Origin of the sequence: Nonomuraea turcica, assembly GCF_030718205.1 — a bacterium.
Taxonomy (GTDB): Bacteria; Actinomycetota; Actinomycetes; order Streptosporangiales; family Streptosporangiaceae; genus Nonomuraea.
The window spans coordinates 176,507-192,040 of the sequence record NZ_JAUZQF010000004.1; the positions used below are offsets into that span (position 1 = coordinate 176,507).

Consider the following 15,534-nt stretch of genomic DNA (forward strand, 5'->3'; position numbering starts at 1 on the left):
GGGTGGGCACGTGGCGCCGGCGTCGCGTCCCGACGCGAGCTCGCCGCCCTTCACTCGACGGAGTACGTCGTCTGGACGAGACCCGCCTTGAGCACTTTCGTGGACACGTGCGTGAGTGAGATGTCGGCGTCCAGCGGGCCGAAGAGCGGGAGGCCGGACCCGATCAGGACGGGAACCTGGGTGATGGTGATCTGCTGGACCAGGCCCGCCCGGAGGAAGGTTTGGATGGTCTGTCCTCCGTCGACGTAGACGCTCTTGGTTCCGCGGTCGGCCAGGCCGGCGATGAGCTGGTCCAGGTCTCGGTAAACCGTGATGCGGGGGTCGGTGTCGGCGGGTAGGCGGCTGCTGATGACGGCCACGTGCTTGCCGTCGTACTGCCACCAACCGGATGCCGTGACAGCTTCGTAGGTGGCGCGGCCCAGTACGACGGTGTCCACGCTGGACATGAACTCTGGGTAGCCGTAACCATCCCCGCCGCCGGCGGCCTCACCTCTACTGATCAGCCAGCCGAGGTCGCCGTCGGCGCGGGCGATGAAGCCGTCCACGCTCGTGCCGATGAAAACTGACGCGGTGAAAGAACGATCCATCGTCGTCTCACTTCCGAGATCGGGCCGTCGCGCGGCCTTGGGAATCGTTACTGGTGGAACGGTACGTAGGTTGGTTGCCGCAGGAATCAGTCATCGCATCGGAAATCCGGCCACGAGCAGAGGCGCGGCATAGGCAAGACGACTGCGCGCCAACTGGGCGGCAGCGAATCCCAGCCAGATCAGCCCGCCGAATCGGACGATTGGCAGCAGGTAGGAAAGGGGCGCGATGGCCGGGCTGAGGATGGACACCAGCCCTGCGGCGGCAAGGAGCAGGCCGGTCACGTTGATCGCGCGCGGGAGGCGAACGCTTGCCGTCGAGGTGCCCAGGATCAGCACGGCGAGTGTGGCGGCGAATGCCGGGCCGCCGAAGATGAACGACCATTCGGCGAAGGTGACTGCCTCGTCGGTGGTGGTGGCGCCGGCGCCACGCCAGATGTAGAGTGCGCTGCCGGTCAAGGCGCCGGCGGCCATCATCCCACCCGTCAGGGTGAGCGCGCGGCTGTACGTGGTGGCGCCGAGTGCCCGCAATCGCTGGTGCATGGCCGCCGCCAGCAGCACCAATGCCACCGCGGAGGCGATGAGCAGAAGCGCGCCCAGCGTCATCGTGCCGCCGTGGCTTTGCGCGTAGTGGAGCACCTGGGTGTCGGTGGCACCCGGTTGCGGGGTGGATCGGTTGGCGATGACGTAGCCGATGGTCAGTGCGACATAGCCGGTGGCGGCCACGATCAGGCTCGGGTGCCGGGCTACGCCGTCGGGGCGAGGTTCCCGCTGGGCAGGGGCGGCGGCCATGGATTGGCTCCTTGATATGCGGTTTCTCGCAACGCGAGGCGGTGCTGTATCGGGCACGTAGGGCTTGATCTTGCCGAATGGCTTGTGGAGCGAGAGCCAGGCGGCCACCACGAGAGCCACGATGTGCAGCGCGGCCAAACCGACGAGGCTTTGCTGGACCTCGACTGGCGGGCGGCTCGACGTCAAGATATGGATCATCAGGATCGCCTCTCCCAGGTCCAGGTACCGGTTCAGAATGGCGGGCGGCGTCGGCGCTGAAATCCGCCTGAGGAAGAGTGGTCCTCTACAACCAGCGGAGTAGATGACCAAACCGGCGGCCGCCAGTAGACGGCGCGGACTTGGCGAGCATTGGCAGACCAGTGGCAGACGGCTCGGCGCAGCGTCCGCAGGTTGCTGCCACTCAACAAAGAAACCCAGGTCACGTTCATGACCTGGGTTTCTTCTCGGTGCGCCGCCAGGGACTCGAACCCCGGACCCGCTGATTAAGAGTCAGCTGCTCTAACCAACTGAGCTAGCGGCGCCTGGAGAGGAATATACCGGTGATCCTCATCCTGGTCGAATCGGTATCAGGCGGGCTCCTGACGCCGGGCCGGGCTGCAAAGGCTCTTGCCTGGCTAGAATAAAGTTCGGCACCGAGCCCCGGCAGACAGGATCATCGATGTTCGACTCGCCCGCCGACGTGACGGAACGGCTCGCCGCCGTGGACTACCTCTCCGACGACGCCATCTCCACCTCGGTGTTCCTCGCCGCGGCGCTGGGCAAGCCGCTGCTGGTCGAAGGGCCCGCGGGCGTCGGGAAGACGCAGCTGGCCAAGGCGGTGGCCCTGGCCACGGGCGCCCAGCTGGTCAGGTTGCAGTGTTACGAGGGGCTCGACGAGGCCCGGGCGCTGTACGAGTGGAACTACAAGAAGCAGCTGCTCAGGATCCAGGCCACCAGCGCCGACGACGACATCTTCAGCGAGGAGTTCCTGCTGGAGCGGCCGTTGCTCAAGGCGATCAGGTCGGCGAACCCCACCGTGCTGCTCATCGACGAGACCGACAAGGCCGACGTGGAGGTCGAGGGGCTGCTGCTGGAGCTGCTGTCCGACTTCCAGGTGACGATCCCCGAGCTGGGGACCATCGCCGCGACGCGCCGGCCGTACGTGGTGCTGACCTCCAACGCCACCCGCGAGCTGTCCGAGGCGCTCAAGCGGCGCTGCCTCTACCTGCACCTCGAGTACCCGACCCCCGAGCGGGAGCGGGACATCGTGCTCAGCCAGGTGCCCACGATCCGGGCCGATCTGGCCGAGCAGCTGGCCAGGACGGTCGCGACGCTGCGGGCGCTGGAGCTGAAGAAGGCGCCGTCGGTGGCCGAGACCGTGGACTGGGCCAACACGCTGCTGGCGCTCGGCCGGGAGGAGCTGGACGAGGCGACCGTCGCGGGAACCCTTGGCGTGGTGCTCAAGCACGCCTCCGATCAGGTGCGGGCGGTCAAGGAGCTGGGGTTGCCGGATGCCTGACTCTCTCGTGGATCGGCATGTGGGGTTCGTGCACGCGTTGCGCGCCGCCGGGGTGCCGGTGTCGGTGGCCGAAGGGCTGGACGCGGCGCACGCGCTGCGGGTGATCGAGCTGGCCGACCGGGAGTCGTTGCGCGCCGCTTATGCGGCGACGCTGGTGAAGAAGCCCGCGTACCGGCCGGGATTCGACGTGCTGTTCGACCTGTGGTTCCCGGCGGCGACAAGCGGCATGTACGCCGAGCGCCTGGATAAGACGGTAAATCCGGAAAAGGCGTCGGTTGAGGAACTTCGTGAGCACCTCGCAAGCCTCCTGACCGGCGGCACCGACCAGGAGATGCGCGAGTTCGCCCAGGCCATGGTCGAGCGCTTCGGACGCCAGCCCGCCGGCCCCGGCCGCCAGGGCTGGTTCTCCTACAGCGTCATGCGTGCCCTCTCCCCCGAGACCCTGATGGCCCGCATCCTCCGCAACGTCCTGGCCGGCCAGGACCGCGGCGGCCTGGCGGAGAAGACCGTGCGCCAGCAGGTCAACGCCGGCGTCCGGCGCTTCGAGGAGGCCGTCGCCACCGACGTGCGCCGTCGCATCGCCGAGGACTCCGGGATCGAGCGCATCGCCCGCTCCACCGTCCGTCCCCCGCTCGACCAGATCGACTTCCTGCGCGTCACGAAGGCCGACCTGGCCCGGCTGCGCAGAGAGGTCTATCCGCTGGCCAGGCGCCTGGCGGCGCGGCTGACGATCAAGCACAGGAAGGGCCGGCGCGGGCGGCTGGACTTCCGCAGGACGATGCGGGCCTCGCTGCAGAGCGGCGGCGTGCCGCTGACCACCCACTTCAGGCCGCCCCGGCCGCACAAGCCGGAGCTGGTCATCCTCTGCGACACCAGCGACTCGGTCTCGTCGTTCGCGCACTTCACGCTGCTGCTCACGTACGCGTTGCGGGAGCAGTTCACGAAGGTGCGGGCGTTCGGCTTCGTGGACACGGTGGACGAGATCACCAGGTTCTTCGTGCCGGGCGCCGATGTGGTCGAGGCGATGACCAGGCTGGCGAACGAGGCCGACATGGTGCGCTTCGGCCGCACCAACTACGGCCACTCGCTGCAGCGCTTCGACGAGCGGTACGGCGACGCGATCGGCCCCAAGACGTCACTGCTGATCCTCGGCGACGCCCGCTCGAACTACCAGCCGCCCGCCCTGGACGTGCTGAAGGATCTGGTCTCCAGGTCCCGGCACGCCTACTGGCTCAATCCCGAGCCGAGGCGGCAGTGGGACACGGGCGACTCGGTGGCGGGCGACTACGGCACGGTCGTCCCGATGCACGAGTGCCGCAACGTCGCCCAGCTCACCGCGTTCATCGAAACGCTGGCTTAGACCTTCTGCAGCGCCCTGGCCGCCGTGCGGGTGAGCAGCTCGATCTGCTCCTCGGTGTAGACCCGCCCCTCGGCCGCCTTGATCACCTTGGCCGCCAGCCGGGGCTTGAGCAGCGTGAGCCCCTCTGCCACCAGGATGCCGCCCTTGGGCATGTCCCCACAGTGGACCGCGAGCATGGGGGAGATCGTCACCGGGACGCCCGTCTCGCGGGTCAGCAGCTCGGCGAACGCCTCGGCGGTTCCCACCAGCGCCTTGGCCTCTTTGGAGCCGTACTTCTCGCCGAAGAACAACCGCCCGGCGTAGCAGGCGATCTCAGTGTCGGGGCTCCAGGACTCGTTGTCGACGATCCACACGCCGGCCGGGCCGATGACCAGGTGGTCGATGGAGGCCTGGTCGCGGATGGCGCGGCCGTCGAGCACGTTGTAGCCCTGCTTGCCGAGCGACCTGCGCAGGAGCCTTCCTGTGATCACCTCACCGCGCTTCGCCCCACGCCAGACCGCGGTCGCGTGGAACGAACGCCAGTCGAGGAACCAGTCGCCCCCGGCCACCAGGCCGCCGAGAAGGAGGCCGATGAACGGCGCGGCGCCCGTAAGGTCGAACCTGATCGCCAGCGCCACGCCCAGGACGAACCCCACAGCCGTCTTGACGTATCTCGCCCGGCGGCGGTTCTGGGCATCCTCACGCCAGAACTTCTCGTACCACCACTGGGGGGAATTCCCTGTGTATTTCTCGCTTGGCTGCACGTAGATAGAGCCACCGGGCACGGCAAACTCCCCGAATGAGTAGGTGAAACAGGATCTGCCACGCCGAAGATCCCTCGCCGGTCAAGGGATACCCCTCCGCGAACCAAGGCAAGCCTAAGGTGACGCCATTCGAACCAGCAAGGCCAGTAACCGACCAGTCGGTATGCTAGGTCCGTGACTCATGTGAAAGAGGAACCGGTCAGGCAGCGGCTCCTGGCCGAGGCGACCCGCTTGTTCGCCGAGCGCGGGTTCGAGGGCACCTCTGTGCAGGAGGTCGTGTCAGCCGCCGGCGTCACCAAGGGCGCCATGTACCACTATTTCGACTCCAAAGACGATCTACTGCACGAGATCTACGCCCGGGTGCTGCGCATGCAGATGGACCGGTTGACGCAGATCGCCGACGGCGCAGGCACGCTGAAGGAGCGCCTGCACAAGGCCGCGGCCGACGTCGTGGAGACCACGACCGCGAACCTCGACGACTCCAAGATCTTCTTCAGGTCGATGCACCTGCTCGCGCCCGAGACGCAGAAGACCGTGCGGGCCGAGCGCCGCCGCTACCACGAGCGGTTCCGCGAGCTGGTGGCCGAAGGGCAGCGCACGGGCGTCTTCAGTGACAAGGTGCCCGCCGAGCTGGTCGTGGACTACTTCTTCGGCTCGGTGCACCACCTGGGCACGTGGTTCCACGCGGACGGGCCGCTGACCGGCGCCCAGGTGGGCAGGCACTTCGCCGACCTGCTGCTCGCCTCACTCGGGGCCGGGGACGCCGGCGAGTGAGGCCAGCGCCTCACGGTGGTCGCCGGGCGTGCCCAGTGCAATCTCGGTGGCCTTGGCGCGCTTGAGATAGAGATGGACGGGGTGCTCCCACGTCATCCCGATCCCGCCGTACAACTGCAGGGCCTCCTCGGCGGCGTGTACGGCCACGGCGGCGTTCCATGACTGGGCCACGGCCACGGAGAGCGGCGAGGGGTCGGCGACCGCGTTCCTGGCGGCGGCCCTGGCCCTGACCACGTCCAGCCACAGGTCGGCCAGCCGATGCTTGATCGCCTGGAAGGAGCCGACGGGACGGGCGAACTGGTGGCGCTCCTTGACGTAGGCGAGCGTCGACTCGAGGCACCACTCGGCCACCCCGAGCTGTTCGGAGGCCAGCAGCGCCGCGCCGGAGCGCAGCACCGCGGCCAGGTCGCAGGCCCCGACGCGGCGGGCCCGCGCCCGCTCGAACGTGACGGTGGCCACCGGCCTGGTCAGGTCGAGCGACGGCACGAGCTCCACGACCGCCCCTTCGACGGTGTACAGGTCGCCGTCCACCGGCACGAGCAGCACGTCGGCCACGTCCGCCCCGACCACGCCGGTGACTGTGCCCGACAACCGCCCGTCCTCGATCCGCACCGACGAGCCACGCAGCGGCCGGTACGGCGAGGCCGCGAACGGCACCGCCAGCGCGGCCGTCGTCCGGCCCTCGGCCAGCTCCCCGAGCAGGGCGTCCCCGGTCGGCAGCAGCGCCTGGGTGGCCAGCACCGAGCTGGTGAAGAACGGCACCGGCGCCACCGCCCGGCCCAGCTCCTCCAGCACGACGGCCACCTCGCTGGCCGACGCGCCGGCGCCGCCGAGCTCTTCGGGGATCAGCAGCCCGGCCACGCCGATCTCGCCGGCCAGCGTCTTCCACAGGTCCAGGTCATACGGGTCGGACTCGATCCGCTTCAGCACCGCGGCGGGCGGGCACCGGTCGGCGAGCAGTCCGCGCACGGCCGCCCGCAGCTCCTCCTCGACCTCGGAGTAAAGGAGTGTCATCGCGGCAGGTCCTTCCAGGGCACGTCCTTGTCGACGCGGGGTTCCGAGGGCAGGCCGAGCACCCGCTCGGCGATGATGTTGCGCAGGATCTCGGACGTGCCGCCCTCGATCGAGTTGCCCTTGGCCCGCAGGTAGCGGTATCCGGGGCCGCGGCCGTAGAAGTCGACGTCCTCCGAGCGGCGGAACGCCCAGTCGTCGTAGCCCAGGTCGCGCTGGAACTCGACCTCGAACCCGGACAGCGCCTGGTTGAGCTTGGCGAACGACAACTTCATGCCCGACCCCTCGGGCCCGGGGTGGCCGGCGGCGAGCTGCTCGCGCAGCCGCGTCCCCGACAGGCGGGTGACCTCGGCCTCCACCCAGAGCGCCAGCAACCGCTGGTGCAGGTCGTGCGTACGCAGCTCGGAGTGCGCGTGCCAGGCGTCGAGCACGGGCCCGACCATGCCGCCGCCGCGCCGCACGGGCGCGCCGCCGATGGCCACCCGCTCGTTCATGAGCGTGGTCTGCGCCACCCGCCAGCCGTCGCCGACCTCGCCGAGCCGCAGGTCGTCGGGCAGCCGCACGCCGGTGAGAAACACCTCGTTGAACTCGGCCTCGCCGGTGATCTGCCGCAGCGGCCGCACCTCGACGCCGGGCGCGTGCATGTCGCAGACGAAGTACGTCATCCCGCGGTGTTTCGGCACGTCAGGGTCGGTACGGGTGACGAGGATGCCCCACCGCGCATGATGGGCGCCGGACGTCCACACCTTCTGGCCGTCCACGACCCATTCGTCCCCGTCCCTGACCGCCCTGGTCGCGAGCGTGGCCAGGTCCGACCCGGCGCCCGGCTCGCTGAAGAGCTGGCACCAGATCTCCTCCCCCGTCCACAGCGGGCGCAGGAAGCGGCGCTTCTGCTCCTCCGTGCCGAACGCCAGGATCGTCGGCGCCGCCATGCCGAGCCCGATGCCCTGGACACCGGTGTTGATCTGCGGCGTGCCGGCCAACTCCCGCTCCACGACCTGCTGCAGCTCCCTGGCCACCCCCAGCCCGCCGAGCCCTTCGGGGAACCACACCCAGGCGAGCCCGGCGTCGAACCTCGCCCGCAGGAACGCCGGCCGGTCCCCGCCGGGGTCGTGCTCGCCGAGGAACGCCGCGACCCGCTCCTTGATCTCCGCCTCGTTCACATCCACCTCTTAAGCTCGCGATAGGCCAGCGACCGCTTGTGCACCTCGTCGGGGCCGTCCGCCAGGCGCAGCGAGCGGGCGCCCGCCCACAGCGCGGCCAGCGGAAAGTCCTGCGAGACGCCGCCCGCGCCGTGCACCTGCACGGCTTTGTCGAGGATCCACTCCACGGTGATCGGGGTGGAGATCTTGATGGCCTGGATCTCGGTGTGGGCGCCCTGGTTGCCCACCGTGTCCATGAGCCAGGCGGTCTTGAGCACGAGCAGGCGCAGCTGCTCGATCTTGATGCGGGACTCGGCGATCCAGTCCTGGACGACGCCCTGCTGCGCGACGGGCTTGCCGAACGTGGTCCTGGCCAGCGCCCGCTTGCACATGAGCTCGACCGCCCGCTCGGCCATGCCGATCAGGCGCATGCAGTGGTGAATGCGGCCGGGGCCGAGCCTGGCCTGGGCGATGGCGAAGCCGCCGCCTTCCTCGCCGATCAGGTTTTCGGCCGGGACACGGACGTCCTGGAACTCGATCTCGGCGTGGCCGCCGTGGTCGGCGTCGGTATAGCCGAACACGTGCATGCCGCGCTTGATGTGCAGGCCGGGCGTGTCGCGAGGCACCAGGATCATGCTCTGCTGGCGGTGCGTGGGCGCGTCGGGATTGGTCTTGCCCATGACGATGAAGATCTTGCAGTTGGGGTTCATCGCGCCCGAGATGAACCACTTACGGCCGTTGATGACGTACTCGTCGCCGTCGCGCACGATCGAGGTGGCGATGTTGGTGGCGTCGGAGGAGGCCACGTCGGGCTCGGTCATCGCGAACGCGGAGCGGATCTCGCCGTCGAGCAGCGGCTGCAGCCATTCCTTGCGCTGCCACTCGCTGCCGAACATCGACAGCACTTCCATGTTGCCGGTGTCGGGCGCGGCGCAGTTGGTGGCGGTGGGCGCGATGGCGGGACTCCGGCCCATGATCTCGGCGAGGGGCGCGTATTGGAGGTTCGTCAGCCCGGCGCCATGCTCGCCCGGCAGGAACAGGTTCCACAGGCCGCGCTTCCTGGCCTCGTCCTTCAGGTCGGACATCAGCGGCGGCGTGCTCCAGCCGCTGGTCGCCGCCTGCTCCCCGAAGGCAGGCTCGGCGGGGTAGACGCACTCGTCCATGAAGCGCAGCAGACGCTCGCGCAGGTCCTCGGTGACTTTGTCAAAGGCGAAGTCCATGACGTGAGCCTACCGACCGGCCGGTATGCGTGTCGACAGGTGGTCTCCCGCAAAAACCGCCATGTGGCCATAATCCTGACATTCGGCTCCCCTTAGGGTTGCCGCCATGACCACGAAGTTGCCTGTCCCTGTGGTGCTCGAGAACGACGTCGTCCGGCTCGAGCCACTCGCCCTCCACCACGTGCCCGACCTGTTCGCCGCCGGAGGCGGGGACGAGGAGGTGTGGCGCTGGCTGCCCGTCGCCACCCCGCGGTCGGAGGAGGAACTGGGGAAGGTCGCGCTGGGGCTGATCCACGACGACAAGCACATCCCCTTCGCCGTGGTGCTCAAGGAGAGCGGGCGGGCCGTCGGCTGGACCACCTACGCCGACGTGCCGGGCTTCGAGGCGAGCGTCGAGATCGGCTGGACCTGGTACGGCCGCGCGGTCTGGCGCACCGCCGTCAACACCGCTTGCAAGCTGCTGCTCATCGACCACGCCTTCGAGCTCGGCTACAACCGCGTCCTGCTCAAGACGGACAACCTCAACCTCCGCTCCCAGAACGCCATCAGGCGCATCGGCGGGTTCCATGAGGGCACCCTGCGACGGCACCGCAAGAGGCCCGACGGCACCTGGCGTGACACGGTCTGTTTCGGCATCCTCGACGAGGAGTGGCCGGAACACCGGGCTCGCCTGCATCGCGGGTGACCGTCAGGTGCCGAGCATGCCGGCCAAGAGGTCTCGCATGGCCTCGATGAGCTCGTCCAAGGTGGGCATGGCACCGGCGCCCGCGATGGCGTCGAACATGAGGCCTTCGCCGAAGGCCACCAGCTGGCGCGCGTGCCGTACCGGATCGCGTGAGCCCACCGCGGCCAGCAGGGCGACGGCGGGATCGCGGAAACGGCGGCCCGCCGCGTCGTAGATCTCGCGCAGCTCGGGCCGCCGCGTCGCCTCCAGCGCCAGCTCGTAACGGGCCAGCGTGCGCCTGCGGTCCTGGAGCTGGATGTGCAGCGCCTCGCCCATCACCGTGGACAGGTCGGACAGCTCCAGCGCCTCGCTCCGGTACGCCGGCGCGAGCGCCCGCAGCTCCAGCTCCGTGAGCCGCGACAAGGTCAGCTCCAGCAGGGCGGCGCGGGTGCGGGCCAGGTTGGAGGTGGAACCGGGCGGCAGGCCCGCGGCCTCGTCGACGGCTCGGTGGGTGAGGCCGCGCATGCCGCGCTCGGCCAGCAACGTGATGGCCGTGTCCGCAACGGTCTCCGAACGCTTCACGGATCCCGATACTACAGCGGTAGTGCACCCGAACTACAGGCGTAGTATGGTGAGACTACAGGCGTAGTAGTGAGAGGGTCGTGAGATGCCCAGAGCTGTAGTGATCGGCGGCGGGATCGGCGGGCTGAGCAGCGGGATCGCGCTGCGGCGCAACGGGTGGGACGTGACCGTGTTGGAGCGAGCCCCCAAGATCGATCCGGTCGGGTCGGGGCTGGCGATCGCGGCCAACGCCCTCAAGGCGCTCGACACGCTCGACCTGGGGGATCACCTACGCAAGCTGTCCAGGATCCAGGGACAGGTGGGGATTCGCCGGGGCAACGGGCGGTGGCTGGTGCGGACCACGCCCGATGCGGCGCAGGCCCGCTACGGGGATTCGGTGGTCGTCACGCTGCGGGCCACGCTGATGGAGGTGCTCGCGGACGCGCTGGGGGCCGATCGGCTGCGGTTGGGGGTCGGCGTGTCCGGTGTGGACGCCGGCGAGGGCATCGTGCGTACCCATGAAGGTGATCTCCGGGCGGATCTGATCGTGGCCGCCGACGGCATTCACTCGAAGGTCCGGCAGGCGCTCTTTCCCGAGCATCCCGGGCCGGTGTACTCAGGGGTTTCGGCCTGGCGGGGTCTCATCCCTCGGGGTGATCTGGATGTCCAGAGCACCGAGAGCTGGGGTAGGGGGCTCGTGTTCGGGGTCGCACCGCTGGCCGATGACCTGGTGTACGTGTACGCGACCGATGTGCTGCCCGCGGGGACCACGTTCGGGGACGAGCGGGAGGAGCTGCTGCGGAGGTTCGGGGACTGGCATGAGCCGATTCCCGCGCTGCTGCGGGCGGCCGATCCCGGGATGATCAAGCGTAACGACGTCTACTCCTTCGACACGCCGCTGCCTGCCTTCCATCGCGGGAAGGTGGCGCTGGTCGGGGACGCGGCGCACGCGATGACACCGAACCTGGGGCAGGGGGCCTGCCAGGCGATCGAGGACGCGGTCGTCCTCGCCCACATGGTGGGTGGCGGCGGCCTCAGTGCCTACACCGCCGCCCGGCTGGGGCGGACGTCGAAGGTCGTGCGGCAGTCGAGGCGCATCTGCGGGATGACCAAGATCCGTAACCCCGTGGCCGTCCGGCTGCGCGATCTCGGGATGTCTCTGGCCGCCCGGACCATGCCGGACATGATGTTGCGGTCCATGGATGAGGTGCTGAGCTGGCGCCCGCCGGCGTGACAGGGCTCAGGACGCGGTGGAGGGGCGGGTCAGCTCGCGTCCGAGGTCGCCGTCACCGGCCGCGGCGCCGGCGCCGGCGTGACCTCGACGGGGGCGGGGCGGGTGTGATCGGGGGCAAGGCGGCCGAGGGTGATCGTGCCGCCGATGGTGAGGGCGCTGGCCAGCAGGGCGGGAATCGCGGTGGACGGGCTGGTCGGCAGGGGCTCGCCGAGGAGGAGCGCGCCGGCCAGCACCGAGGTGATCGGGTCGACGACCTGCACGCCGGCGTACGCGATCCCGAAATACCCCACGGCGTACGAGCGCTGCAGCAGCACCACCGCACAGATCAGCAACACGGGCACGGCGAGGGTGAACCAGTGGATCAGCCGCCCCCAATCGCCCTCCATGCCGCCGCCGACCACCCGCACGAACGTCGACACGCTGGCGGTGACCGCCCCCGCCCCCACGCTGAGCAGCAGCGCCCGCCCGGGACCGTGGACGCGGCCCGCCATCACCTGCGTGACCAGGACGATCGCCCCGATCACAGCGAGGAACCCGAGTGCGGCTCCGGCACCGAGCCGAGGCGGCACGTCGTGGTGCGGCACCAGCAGCATCAGCCAGAGCAGCCCCACGGCTACCGCGATCGAGCCGAAGATCTCCGCCTTGTACGGCTTGCGCCCGTACATGAACGCCGCCAGCGGCACGGCGAACACCAGCGTGGCGACGCTGATGGGCTGGACGGCGACCAGCGGCGCGAAGCTCAGGGCAACGGCATGCAGGCAGGCGCCGGTGAACCCGATGACGCCGCCGATCCACCAGCGAGGGCGTCGGACCAGCCTGAGCGAGGCCCCCTCGGCCACCGCCTCGTACTGTTGCAGGGCTGCGCCGAGCGCGTATCCGAGCGCTCCGGCCAGGGCGATGATCAGGCCGACCCAGGTCATGAGCGCCCACGCGGGGGCATGGATCCTTCCAAGAGCATTGCTCCAGCTTAGGAGGCGAGCGGAGCGGTGGAATCATACTTTAGGCGGATCATTGAGTGAATCTCGCTCGCCGCCCGCACGAACATCTAGCCCATCCGCAGGTCAGCACAGCCCCCTTCCGGCTACCGCGGCCCCACGTCAGGATGCCTCCGGGCAGACGCAGAACAGGTGGCCCTCCGGGTCCTGGAGGACGATCCAGCGTGTCCCCTCCTCCGTGACCCCCGGCTGGAACGCGGGCCTGGTCGCCCCCAGCGCGGTGTACTCCTCTGCCGCCTTCTCCACGTCCGGCACCCGGAAGTCGAGGTGGAACTGCTTGTCCGGGCTGGGCCACGTCACCGGCCGGCGGTCGGCGACCCGGCCGAAGTAGATGTTCGTGGTGCCGTCGCCCACGGCCGCGTACTCGTCCTCCGCGTACTGGATGTCCCAGCCGGTGATCTCGTGGTAGAACTCGGCCAGTTTCTTGGGCTCGGCGCAGTCGATGGTGAACGCCAGGAGTTTCGCCTTCGTCGTCATGGATCCAGCGTTCCAGCCGTACCTGCCATCTGCTGTCAGGTACGGCTGGCGAAGGGCCGCGCCCGCCGAGGGTCGATGCTCGTGACGACCTGCGCCGGGAGCATGACCTTCTTGCCGAAGATCCAAGGTCCGGTGTCGACGATGATGTAGCTCTCGCCGACCTCGTACGTCGCCTCGTCGACGGTCCCGATCTTCCCGTCCGTCGCCTGCACGTGGTAATTCACGAGGTCGAGGCTCCGTCCGCGGTCATAGACGTCAGGTCGATAGTCCCAGAGCTCCATAGGGGCTCTCTTCCTCTCTTCTTCCGTCTTCGTCGGGCACGCTCCCGCTACCCGGACGCGTCTCGGTAAACCCCTTGCAAAGTGCTTGCAGGCAGACGATGTCAACCCCGGCGCAAGAGCCCGAGCGCACCCTCTCCATGACAGGAAGGGGTGGACCCATGCGAACCAGGTCAGACAGGCTGTACGAGATCGACGGGCTCCGGCTTCTGGCGGCGCTGTGCGTCGTGGTGTTCCACTACACGTTCTCCGGCTGGGTCGGCGGCGCCAGCCCGGTCGCCTTCCCCGAGGAGAGCTCCTGGTCCAAGTACGGCTACCTCGGCGTGGACCTGTTCTTCCTGATCAGCGGGTTCGTGGTGCTGATGAGCGCGTGGGGCAGGAGCCCGCGGGCGTTCCTGGTGTCGCGGGCCGTACGGCTCTACCCCGCTTACTGGGTCGGCATCGCCGTCACCGCCACGGTCGCCGTGACGCTGGGGCAGGGGATGTTCCAGGTGACGTTGCCGCAGGTGCTGGCGAACCTGACGATGTTCCAGGCGGTGCCCGACATCGCGAACGTGGACGTCGTCTACTGGACGCTCTGGGCCGAGATGCGCTTCTACCTGCTCATCCTGGTGTTCGCCTGGATCGGGATGACCCGCGCCCGCGTCATGGCGGGGTTGTGGATCTGGCTGGGGCTGACGTTCGGGGTCCAGCTGGGGCTGGTGCCGGGCGTCGCGGACCTGGTCGTGCAGTCGGAGTTCGCGCATTACTTCATCGCGGGGATGGCGCTGTTCATGCTCTACAAGTTCGGGCTGAACCTGCAGATCGCCCTGCTGGTGCCGATCTGCCTGGGCAACGCCGTCTACCGGGCCATCGGGTACGCCGACGCGGTCGGCGACCGTTACTCCGTCACGTACTCGACCGCGATCATCACGACCGTCGTCGTGGTCATCTTCCTGGTCATGACGCTCGTGGCGCTGCGCGTCACCCAGCGGCTGGGCAGGCCGTGGCTGGTGCCGGCCGGGGCGCTGACGTACCCGCTCTACCTGCTGCACGCCCACATCGGCTTCATCGTGTTCGCCAGGCTCGGGGACGCGGTCGACGCGCACGTGCTGCTGTGCGGGCTCATCCTCGTCATGCTGGGGGCGGCGTACCTGGTGCACAGGTTCGTGGAGCGGCCGCTCGCGCCCGCGCTCAAGCGCCTGCTCTCGCGCCGGCCGGTCGCCCCGGCGCTCGGGGTGCTCGTGGCGGGACAGCCGACACGGTGACCTGACTCTCCTGACAACCGCCTGCGAGGCCGGGCGTCGGAGCCCCAGGTGCGGATAGCATCCGCGTCATCGGACGGAAGGAGGCCCGCGTGAGTCTGAACAGTCACGAGTGGGCTCCCACCGGCGTCGATCCGGACCAGCCGAGCGTGGCGCGCGTCCACGACGCCCTGCTCGGCGGCATGGAGAACTTCGCCTCCGACCGCTCCGTGGCCCGCAAACTGAAGGACGCGGTGCCCGAGGTGGTGAACCTGGTCTGGTGCAACCGCGCCTTCCTCGGCCGGGTCGTGGACTTCCTCGTCCGCGAGGCGGGCATCAGGCAGATCATCGACCTGGGCGCCGGGCTCCCCACGGTGGAGAACACGCACGAGGTCGCCCAGTTCGCCGATCCCCGGTGCCGGGTGATCTACGTGGACATCGACCCCATGGTGGAGCCGCACGCCCGCGCGCTACTCAGCGGCAACCCGAACGCCGACGCGATCACCGCCGACGTCCGCGACGTGGAATCCGTGCTCGGGCACCCGGCGCTGACCAAGCTCATCGACCTGACGCAGCCCACGGGGCTTCTGGCCGTCGGGCTGCTGCACCTCCTGTCCGACCAGGAGGATCCGCACGGGCTGGTCAAGCGGTACATGGCCGCGCTGGCGCCGGGCAGCTACCTCGCCGCCTCGAGCCTCATGGCCTCCCCCAGCCCCAAGGCCAAGGCTCTGGAGGTGCTGCTCCAGGCGACCATGGGCACCGGGTACTTCCGTGAGCGGGCGGCCATCTCCGGTTTCTTCGACGGCCTGGCGCCCGTGGAGCCTGGTGTGGTGCACCTGCCGGAATGGCATCCCGACGAGCGGATCCCGGGGCCGCTGGCGCCCTGGGAGGAGTTGCTGCTGGGCGGGGTGGCCCGCAAGCCGCACCTCTGAGGGGCCGGCGCCGCCCGTGAGCCGCCGGCGTGAGGCGCTAGGGTGA

The 15,534-nt window shown here is 69.3% G+C and carries 17 protein-coding genes and 1 tRNA gene; 7 read left to right on the plus strand and 11 right to left on the minus strand.

From position 1 onward, the window contains the following. Positions 1 to 50 precede the first annotated feature (50 nt). The 3 genes from Q9G87_RS12730 to Q9G87_RS12740 all read right to left on the minus strand — a co-directional run bounded on the left by Q9G87_RS12730 (position 51) and on the right by Q9G87_RS12740 (position 1,897). Positions 51 to 587 (minus strand): dihydrofolate reductase family protein, encoded by a 537-nt coding sequence (locus tag Q9G87_RS12730; RefSeq protein WP_305916511.1) that lies wholly within the window; start codon positions 585 to 587, stop codon positions 51 to 53. Between the two features lie 90 nt (positions 588 to 677). Beyond that, positions 678 to 1,574, minus strand: a complete 897-nt coding sequence (locus tag Q9G87_RS12735; protein WP_305916512.1) for a hypothetical protein — start codon at positions 1,572 to 1,574, stop codon at positions 678 to 680. A 249-nt stretch (positions 1,575 to 1,823) separates the two neighbouring features. Further along, positions 1,824 to 1,897, minus strand: a tRNA-Lys gene (locus tag Q9G87_RS12740). A gap of 137 nt (positions 1,898 to 2,034) precedes the next feature. Here Q9G87_RS12740 and Q9G87_RS12745 point away from each other — a divergent pair. Further along, positions 2,035 to 2,874, plus strand: a complete 840-nt coding sequence (locus tag Q9G87_RS12745) for an AAA family ATPase (RefSeq protein ID WP_305916513.1) — start codon at positions 2,035 to 2,037, stop codon at positions 2,872 to 2,874. Further along, entirely contained in the window at positions 2,867 to 4,234 is a 1,368-nt protein-coding gene (locus tag Q9G87_RS12750) for a vWA domain-containing protein (RefSeq protein ID WP_305916514.1), read from the plus strand. The genes Q9G87_RS12745 and Q9G87_RS12750 overlap by 8 nt, the downstream gene beginning before the upstream one ends. Here Q9G87_RS12750 and Q9G87_RS12755 read toward each other — a convergent pair. After that, complete coding sequence (locus Q9G87_RS12755; RefSeq protein WP_305916515.1) at positions 4,231 to 4,998, minus strand: nuclease-related domain-containing protein; 768 nt, start codon at positions 4,996 to 4,998, stop codon at positions 4,231 to 4,233. The genes Q9G87_RS12750 and Q9G87_RS12755 overlap by 4 nt on opposite strands. Positions 4,999 to 5,151: 153 nt before the next feature. Here Q9G87_RS12755 and Q9G87_RS12760 point away from each other — a divergent pair, with 153 nt between their 5' ends. Beyond that, positions 5,152 to 5,751, plus strand: a complete 600-nt coding sequence (locus Q9G87_RS12760) for a TetR/AcrR family transcriptional regulator (RefSeq protein WP_305916516.1) — start codon at positions 5,152 to 5,154, stop codon at positions 5,749 to 5,751. Here Q9G87_RS12760 and Q9G87_RS12765 read toward each other — a convergent pair. From Q9G87_RS12765 to Q9G87_RS12775, 3 genes are read right to left on the minus strand one after another with little or no spacing between them, the layout of a single operon-like run. Then, entirely contained in the window at positions 5,722 to 6,765 is a 1,044-nt protein-coding gene (locus Q9G87_RS12765; protein ID WP_305916517.1) for an acyl-CoA dehydrogenase family protein, read from the minus strand. The two genes, Q9G87_RS12760 and Q9G87_RS12765, sit on opposite strands and share 30 nt — an antisense overlap. After that, positions 6,762 to 7,925, minus strand: a complete 1,164-nt coding sequence (locus Q9G87_RS12770) for an acyl-CoA dehydrogenase family protein (RefSeq protein WP_305916518.1) — start codon at positions 7,923 to 7,925, stop codon at positions 6,762 to 6,764. Before Q9G87_RS12770 ends, Q9G87_RS12765 begins: the two co-directional genes overlap by 4 nt. Next, on the minus strand, positions 7,922 to 9,124 hold the full coding sequence (locus tag Q9G87_RS12775; RefSeq protein WP_305916519.1) for an acyl-CoA dehydrogenase family protein: 1,203 nt from the start codon (positions 9,122 to 9,124) through the stop codon (positions 7,922 to 7,924). Before Q9G87_RS12775 ends, Q9G87_RS12770 begins: the two co-directional genes overlap by 4 nt. A 106-nt stretch (positions 9,125 to 9,230) precedes the next feature. Between Q9G87_RS12775 and Q9G87_RS12780 the strand changes: the two genes are divergently transcribed. Next, positions 9,231 to 9,809 carry a GNAT family N-acetyltransferase gene (locus tag Q9G87_RS12780; protein WP_305916520.1) on the plus strand — a complete coding sequence of 193 codons (579 nt, stop codon included), beginning with the start codon at positions 9,231 to 9,233 and terminating at the stop codon, positions 9,807 to 9,809. Positions 9,810 to 9,812: 3 nt separating this feature from the next. Here Q9G87_RS12780 and Q9G87_RS12785 read toward each other — a convergent pair whose 3' ends face one another. Next, complete coding sequence (locus tag Q9G87_RS12785) at positions 9,813 to 10,370, minus strand: TetR/AcrR family transcriptional regulator (protein WP_305916521.1); 558 nt, start codon at positions 10,368 to 10,370, stop codon at positions 9,813 to 9,815. Positions 10,371 to 10,455: 85 nt separating this feature from the next. On the opposite strand from Q9G87_RS12785, the gene Q9G87_RS12790 reads away from it, so the two are divergent. Continuing rightward, positions 10,456 to 11,583, plus strand: coding sequence for an FAD-dependent monooxygenase (locus Q9G87_RS12790; RefSeq protein ID WP_305916522.1), 1,128 nt, complete (start codon positions 10,456 to 10,458; stop codon positions 11,581 to 11,583). A gap of 29 nt (positions 11,584 to 11,612) precedes the next feature. Here Q9G87_RS12790 and Q9G87_RS12795 read toward each other — a convergent pair whose 3' ends face one another. From Q9G87_RS12795 to Q9G87_RS12805, 3 genes are all read right to left on the minus strand, one after another. Then, positions 11,613 to 12,503, minus strand: coding sequence for a DMT family protein (locus tag Q9G87_RS12795; protein WP_305916523.1), 891 nt, complete (start codon positions 12,501 to 12,503; stop codon positions 11,613 to 11,615). Between the two features lie 177 nt (positions 12,504 to 12,680). Beyond that, the gene (locus Q9G87_RS12800; protein ID WP_305916524.1) at positions 12,681 to 13,055 is read right to left on the minus strand and encodes a VOC family protein; all 375 of its coding nucleotides are present in this window, start codon (positions 13,053 to 13,055) and stop codon (positions 12,681 to 12,683) included. Between the two features lie 35 nt (positions 13,056 to 13,090). Continuing rightward, on the minus strand, positions 13,091 to 13,336 hold the full coding sequence (locus Q9G87_RS12805; RefSeq protein ID WP_305916525.1) for a hypothetical protein: 246 nt from the start codon (positions 13,334 to 13,336) through the stop codon (positions 13,091 to 13,093). A 158-nt stretch (positions 13,337 to 13,494) separates the two neighbouring features. On the opposite strand from Q9G87_RS12805, the gene Q9G87_RS12810 reads away from it, so the two are divergent. Beyond that, complete coding sequence (locus Q9G87_RS12810) at positions 13,495 to 14,580, plus strand: acyltransferase family protein (RefSeq protein ID WP_305916526.1); 1,086 nt, start codon at positions 13,495 to 13,497, stop codon at positions 14,578 to 14,580. 89 nt (positions 14,581 to 14,669) lie between these two features. After that, positions 14,670 to 15,488 (plus strand): SAM-dependent methyltransferase, encoded by an 819-nt coding sequence (locus tag Q9G87_RS12815; RefSeq protein ID WP_305916527.1) that lies wholly within the window; start codon positions 14,670 to 14,672, stop codon positions 15,486 to 15,488. Positions 15,489 to 15,534: the final 46 nt, after the last annotated feature.

Coding starts and splice junctions, on each gene's coding strand:
- Q9G87_RS12745 (WP_305916513.1), top strand. CDS start 2,035: ATGTTCGACTCGCCCGCCGACGTGACGGAACGGCTCGCCGCCGTGGAC.
- Q9G87_RS12750 (WP_305916514.1), top strand. CDS start 2,867: ATGCCTGACTCTCTCGTGGATCGGCATGTGGGGTTCGTGCACGCGTTG.
- Q9G87_RS12810 (WP_305916526.1), top strand. CDS start 13,495: ATGCGAACCAGGTCAGACAGGCTGTACGAGATCGACGGGCTCCGGCTT.
- Q9G87_RS12735 (WP_305916512.1), bottom strand. CDS start 1,574: ATGATCCATATCTTGACGTCGAGCCGCCCGCCAGTCGAGGTCCAGCAA.
- Q9G87_RS12775 (WP_305916519.1), bottom strand. CDS start 9,124: ATGGACTTCGCCTTTGACAAAGTCACCGAGGACCTGCGCGAGCGTCTG.
- Q9G87_RS12800 (WP_305916524.1), bottom strand. CDS start 13,055: ATGACGACGAAGGCGAAACTCCTGGCGTTCACCATCGACTGCGCCGAG.
- Q9G87_RS12765 (WP_305916517.1), bottom strand. CDS start 6,765: ATGACACTCCTTTACTCCGAGGTCGAGGAGGAGCTGCGGGCGGCCGTG.
- Q9G87_RS12795 (WP_305916523.1), bottom strand. CDS start 12,503: ATGACCTGGGTCGGCCTGATCATCGCCCTGGCCGGAGCGCTCGGATAC.
- Q9G87_RS12730 (WP_305916511.1), bottom strand. CDS start 587: ATGGATCGTTCTTTCACCGCGTCAGTTTTCATCGGCACGAGCGTGGAC.
- Q9G87_RS12805 (WP_305916525.1), bottom strand. CDS start 13,336: ATGGAGCTCTGGGACTATCGACCTGACGTCTATGACCGCGGACGGAGC.
- Q9G87_RS12790 (WP_305916522.1), top strand. CDS start 10,456: ATGCCCAGAGCTGTAGTGATCGGCGGCGGGATCGGCGGGCTGAGCAGC.
- Q9G87_RS12780 (WP_305916520.1), top strand. CDS start 9,231: ATGACCACGAAGTTGCCTGTCCCTGTGGTGCTCGAGAACGACGTCGTC.